General features: G+C 35.3%; 8 protein-coding genes. All 8 read left to right on the top strand.

Translation table 11 applies throughout. The features are described 5' to 3' along the window. The coding region (locus AC3DU7_RS09515) for a DUF2808 domain-containing protein (RefSeq protein WP_488039110.1) at nucleotides 1-435 on the top strand (435 nt) is incomplete at its 5' end. Nucleotides 436-555: 120 nt separating this feature from the next. Further along, a complete protein-coding gene (rpmH, locus tag AC3DU7_RS09510) occupies nucleotides 556-696 on the top strand; it encodes a 50S ribosomal protein L34 (protein ID WP_124147110.1) in 141 nt (46 codons plus the stop codon). A gap of 57 nt (nucleotides 697-753) precedes the next feature. Beyond that, nucleotides 754-1,161, top strand: coding sequence for a ribonuclease P protein component (gene rnpA, locus AC3DU7_RS09505; protein ID WP_488039109.1), 408 nt, complete (start codon nucleotides 754-756; stop codon nucleotides 1,159-1,161). Then, a complete protein-coding gene (locus tag AC3DU7_RS09500) occupies nucleotides 1,133-1,522 on the top strand; it encodes a PH domain-containing protein (RefSeq protein WP_488039108.1) in 390 nt (129 codons plus the stop codon). Before rnpA ends, AC3DU7_RS09500 begins: the two co-directional genes overlap by 29 nt. 191 nt (nucleotides 1,523-1,713) lie before the next feature. After that, a complete protein-coding gene (gene yidC, locus AC3DU7_RS09495; RefSeq protein WP_488039107.1) occupies nucleotides 1,714-2,862 on the top strand; it encodes a membrane protein insertase YidC in 1,149 nt (382 codons plus the stop codon). Continuing rightward, nucleotides 2,862-3,362, top strand: coding sequence for a Jag family protein (locus AC3DU7_RS09490; RefSeq protein WP_488039106.1), 501 nt, complete (start codon nucleotides 2,862-2,864; stop codon nucleotides 3,360-3,362). The genes yidC and AC3DU7_RS09490 overlap by 1 nt, the downstream gene beginning before the upstream one ends. A 131-nt stretch (nucleotides 3,363-3,493) precedes the next feature. Further along, the gene (locus tag AC3DU7_RS09485; RefSeq protein WP_488039105.1) at nucleotides 3,494-4,009 is read left to right on the top strand and encodes a YceD family protein; all 516 of its coding nucleotides are present in this window, start codon (nucleotides 3,494-3,496) and stop codon (nucleotides 4,007-4,009) included. 192 nt (nucleotides 4,010-4,201) lie between these two features. Beyond that, entirely contained in the window at nucleotides 4,202-5,701 is a 1,500-nt protein-coding gene (locus AC3DU7_RS09480) for an AAA family ATPase (RefSeq protein WP_488039104.1), read from the top strand. Nucleotides 5,702-6,157: the final 456 nt, after the last annotated feature.

The following is a 6,157-nucleotide window of genomic DNA, read 5'->3' as shown; positions in this document are numbered from 1 at the left end:
TTATTTGGTGGCCCAGAACAAAAAAATCAGTTAAACTTCCGTTTAGATTCTGGTAAGTCCGGGACTTGGGATCGTTATCGACTGAGGATACCAGCAAATAAATTGAATTTAGCAGTTGCTCAGTTATCAATTTTTTATCCTAATTACTACAAAGGTTCATTTGATACTGACAAAATAGAAATTCGTGTTGGGGGAGGAAGTTCAGAAAAGCCAGAATCAATACCTATTGATGAAATAGTATGGGACAAAGAAAATAATTTTGTAGAAATTTACCCTACTGAACCTATTCCTGCTGGTAATAAAATTGAAGTAGTTTTTAACAATGTGAGAAATCCTCGATTTGGTGGAATGTATCACTTTAATGCCAATATTAGGACTCCTGGTGATGTGCCTTTACTGCGTTATATTGGCACATGGCTTTTGACCATAGAATAGGATATTGGATTGAGAAATAGACTATAGATTTACCCAGTTTTACTTAATGTAATAAATGTGCTACCATTGGAGATTGTGACTTTAAGTTGTGATTAGATTAGTGGCTAAGGAGTAGAAAAAATGACTCAAAGGACTTTACATGGTACCAGTAGAAAAAGAAGAAGAGTATCTGGCTTTAGAACAAGAATGCGTACTAGAAATGGCCGAGCAGTAATTAAAGCGCGTCGGCAAAAAGGGCGGGAGCGTCTAGCAGTGTATTAGAAAAAGAAAATTAGACATAAGTCTGATGATTATAGACAAATTTTAAATAATCTCACTATGTTGCCTATCGAAAACAGGCTACGTCATCATAAAGATTTTGGTGCTGTATATCAAAAAGGAATTCGCAAGAATACTTCTTATTTGTCATTAAAGGCTCTGCGTCATCGACAAGAGCCTAAGTTACCTCAAGGTGTAGATAATTTAGAACCTCTGCGACCCACTCGGATAGGCATTACTATAAGCAAAAAAGTGAGCAAAGGAGCGGTAGTCAGAAATCGAATTAAACGCCAAATTAGAGCAGCTTTACGTCAAATGTTGCCATTTATCTCCAAAGGATGGGATATCGTGATTGTAGTTAAACCAACCGCTCAACAGTGCAATTATTCTCAATTTCTGCAACAATTAGAAGAGTTATTGACACAAGTGGAGGTGTTGGATGGGTATTCGAGAGGAAGCCTTTTATGAAGGTGGTCCCCACATAGGAGATTTAATTCTTAACTTATTTATTGGTTTAACAATTATTGGCCTACCTTTAACTGTTGCTGCTATTGTTAGGGCTTTATGGCTACGCTATAGGATTACTAATCGCCGAGTTTCCGTGATTGGAGGCTGGATGGGACAAGATAGAACAGATATTGTTTATTCAGAAATTGTCAACATAGCAAAAGTCCCCAGAGGATTAGGAGCTTGGGGGGACTTGGTAGTTACTCTCAGAAATGGTACTCGTTTAGAACTCAGGGCAATACCAAGATTTAGGGAAATTGAATCTTATATAACTGAAAAGATGAATGCAAAGGCTCAAAAAACTAATAGTCCTACTAATTGATAGTTATTTAACTATTATTTTTCAAAGCTATATGTCTTTCAATTAGCTACTAATATAATATCGACCTAGTAAAAGTTCTTATAAATGACTAATTTATAGGTGTTAAGCTAGATACCCTTATTATATAGTAATCAAAAATTAAAAATAGTCGAAATTAGAAATATTACCAGCCCCAAGGTTGAGATAAAATAATGGATTTTGGTATAGGGTTTCTTTCCAACAATATAATGCTACCGATCCTAGATTTTTTCTACGGGATCGTACCAAGTTATGGTCTAGCGATCGTAGCTTTAACTCTTGTAATTCGCGCAAGTCTCTACCCGTTAAATGCAGGGCAAATTAGGAATATGCGTAAAATGAAAGTTACGCAACCTTTGATGAAAAAGCGACAAGAGGAGATTCAAAAACGCTATAAAGACGATCCACAAAAACAGCAGGAAGAAATGGGTAAACTGATGAAAGAGTTTAATCCATTGGCAGGATGTTTACCACTGCTATTTCAAATGCCTATACTGTTTGCGTTGTTTGCAACTCTGCGTGGATCGCCCTTTACTAATATTAATTACACTGTAGATATACAAATATTTCCTCAAGAACAACTAGAGCGAATTCAACCACAAGCTTATACAACTTCACCTCAAAACATATACGTTAATGATGGAGTCCACTTTCCTATTTTGGCCTTGATGCCCACTGGTAATAAGTTAGTTGTTGGAGATCGAGCTCAAGTTGAATTTCAAACAGTAGAGGGTAAATCTCTAGAAACTCTGAAACAGGAATATAATCAAACCGAAGTTAAGCCTACATGGACTATAACAAAAGGTTCTGAAAGAGTTCAAATCGATCAAGATGGTAACTTAGTAGCTTTACAATCAGGTGAAGCTACAATTCAAGGTACTATCCCAGGAATTGCAGCGAATAAAGGATTTCTATTTATTAAAGCTCTAGGTCGTGTCGGTGTCTTAGATGAAAATGGGAAGATTCACTGGGATATATTAATTATGGTGATTGGTTTTGGAGTTAGTATCTATGCTAGTCAGACTATATCAGGTAAAGGACCTGGGGCTAACAATGCTAATCCGAATCAAGACTCAATCAACAAAATCACTCCCTTTTTGTTTTCAGGAATATTTCTGTTTACTCCTTTACCGGCAGGTGTGTTACTCTATATGCTCATAGCTAACATATTTCAAACGGTTCAGGCTTTTATTTTATCTAAGGAACCATTACCTGAGAACCTACAGAAATTAGTAGAAGAGTCACAGCCAAAAACAACAAAAACAGGAAAGGGAAGAGAAGCGCTACCCTTTGAACCAGGACGTTCTAAAAAGAAAGCTTAATGCTAGTAATGAACGATAGTTATTATATAGAGCAAGGATTAGACCAAGGAAAGCAATGGCTAGAGAAGCTGCTAAATTTAGCAGAAATTCCAGCAAAAGTCACAGGTCAACAACAAGAAGACGGCTATTGGTTAATCATAGATGAGACAAATCTGACACCAGAACAAATTTCTATTCTAGTAGGATTTGATGGTAAAGCAATTGATGCAATTCAGTATCTTGCTAATACAATTCTGAATATAGCTTATGATTCAGAACAGCATCTGTCCTACACTGTGGAAATAGCCGGTTATCGAGTTCGCCGTCAAGAAGAACTCCTATTAATAGCAGAGTATGCAGCAAAAAAAGTACGTTTGACTGGTGAAGAGCATGAGTTAACATCTCTATCTTCTGCCGAACGTCGTCAAATACATACTATGCTTCAAGACTGTGAAGATTTAGAAACTTACAGTCATGGACAGGAGCCAGACCGCCGTTTAGTAGTAAAAATTAGAAGCTAATGACCAATAGAAAATATTTGGAGAAAAGAATGAGTTATTGACATTAAAATCATTAGTTAGATAAGGCAAATTCAGAATTCTCTACTCAGAATTCTGAATAGCTGTTATGGAATAAGTGAGGTGAAGTGAAGATGGAAGTAATACATATTCCCAGTCTACTGAAAAAAACTGAGCAGACTGAGGCTATCAAGTTTGAGGAATTTATATCAGACTTGGAAACACTGACTCCAGTTAGAGGTTATTTACAAGTAACTCATCATGGAAATTATCTGGAAGTTAACGGAAAAGTAGAAACAATTATTACTCTCACTTGCGATCGATGTTTAAACCAGTATAACTATAAATTACTGATTAATCCAAAAGAATTAATTTGGCTGAAAGAAATTAAAGAGCAAAAAGATTTATTTTATATAGAAGTAGAAAACTCTGTGGAGGATTTGGTAGAAACTTTACCTCCAGATGGATATTTTAACCCTAAAGAATGGATATATGAACAGTTTTGTTTGGCAGTTCCCCCTAGAAAGTTATGCGATAAAAATTGTCAGGGAATTAAATTATCTGATACAAATGGCTCCTCATCAATTATAGACCGGCGATGGGCTGGTTTAGAATCTATTAAAAAACAACTGAATATAAATAATAATTAATAATTAATAATTAATAATTAATAATTACCTCTTCTTGATCAAGGATAGGATTGACTCAAAGGAAATATTCGCTTGTTTATCCTTTAAAGGAGAGGCTTTAAACCTTAATTATTCGGTAAATTGAATATTGAAGTAATTATAGAATTATCAACATATACTATATAACTGGATTCTATATAACAAAAAAATATTATGAGTTTTCAAGAAGAGTTTGAACTACTATTACGATCGCGCTATTCAATAATTTATATCCAGACTATAGAAGAAGAACGAGTAGAAATTACAATTACTGAATCAGCAAAAAAACAAGGTAATAGAGCAGTTTATGTATGGGACTTTGTTGAAGGATATCAAAATAATCCTAACGATACAGGGTGGGGAAAAAGAAATCCTCTTCAAGGTTTGGAGCTGGTGGAAAAGTTGCCAGAATCTGCTCCAGCAATCTTTATTTTGCGTGATTTTCAAAGATTTTTAGAAGATATTTCTATTTCAAGAAAACTACGAAATTTAGCAAAGAAATTAAAATCTCAACCTAAAAATATTGTTATTCTTGCTCCTCAAATATCTGTTCCAGAAGATTTAACTGAGGTTATAACAATAATAGAATTCCCACTGCCAAATAGTCAAGAAATTTCCCAAGAGGTAGAACGTCTATTAATGGCAATGGGTCAATCTTTAGACAAACGTTTATTAGATGAAGTTGTTCGAGCAGCTCAAGGATTATCTATTGAAAGAATTAGAAGAGTTTTGGCTAAAGCTATTGCTACTCACGGAGAACTACAGCTTAATGATGTTGATTTAATCTTAGAAGAAAAACGTCAGACCATCCGCCAAACTCAAATATTAGATTTCTATCCTGCTCGTGAAAATATTTCTGATATTGGGGGTTTAGATAATCTCAAAGATTGGTTATTGCGACGGGGAGGAGCATTTTCTGAAAGGGCGAGACAATATGGTTTACCTCACCCTAGAGGTTTACTTTTGGTAGGAATACAAGGTACTGGTAAATCTCTTACCGCTAAAGCGATCGCTCATCATTGGCATTTACCTCTATTACGTTTGGATGTGGGACGTTTGTTTGGAGGGTTGGTGGGAGAGTCGGAGTCTCGTACCCGACAGATGATTTCTATTGCAGAAGCTTTAGCGCCTTGTGTTGTGTGGATCGATGAAATTGATAAAGGTTTTGCAGGGTTGAAAAGTCAAGGAGATGCTGGTACTACCAGTCGAGTTTTTGGTACATTTATTACTTGGTTAGCTGAGAAAACTTCTCCTGTATTTGTGGTAGCTACTGCTAATAATATTCAATCTTTACCACCTGAGATATTACGAAAAGGGAGGTTTGATGAAATATTTTTTGTTGGTTTGCCTAACCAAGAAGAAAGAACAGCTATTTTTGAGGTACATTTATCTCGGCTAAGACCTCACAATCTCAAAAATTATGATATAAATCGTCTAGCTTATGAAACTCCAGATTTTTCTGGTGCAGAAATAGAACAATCTCTGATTGAAGCTATGCACATAGGATTTAGTCAAAATCGTGAGTTTACTACTGAGGATATCTTAGAGTCTGCTAGTCAAATTATACCTTTAGCTAGAACTGCAGAAGAACAAATTAAGTTTTTACAAGATTGGGCAGCAGCAGGTAAAGCACGTCTTGCTTCTAGATATGGTGGTTTAAAAGGTAATTTTTAGTTAGCAGAAGGAAGAAGTAAGAAGGAAGAAGAAAGAAGAAAGTAGTTATAACAAATTGATAAATGTTTCCTACAAAGAACTTTCTAGTGCAGAATGGCGGAAATAACTGACCAGTTACAAAATCCTAAAAGCCTTACCAATCAATACTTCTGACTTCTGACTTTTGACTTCTGACTTCCGCGTAGCGACACTAGGTGTTAGGTAAATTATTAATAATTTGTAATTTATAATTAATTATGATGTATTTTCTATAAAATCAAAAAAATCAATCTTTTTTATTATATTTTTCTTTCCCTGTTCCCTATTCCCTATTACCGAAAAATTGTGGGTATGCGCCTCCCCTTTTAAGGGGATAAAAAAAAGAACATATTCCTTATTTCAAGCCTCCTTATTGCAGAGGTACTGATAACTGATAACTGATAACTGATAACTGATAACTGAAATGACCTAGCGCAT

Source organism: Okeania sp., from assembly GCF_983059655.1.
Note: the sequence above shows the minus strand (reverse complement) of the source record. Positions and strands in the feature narration are given on the sequence as shown.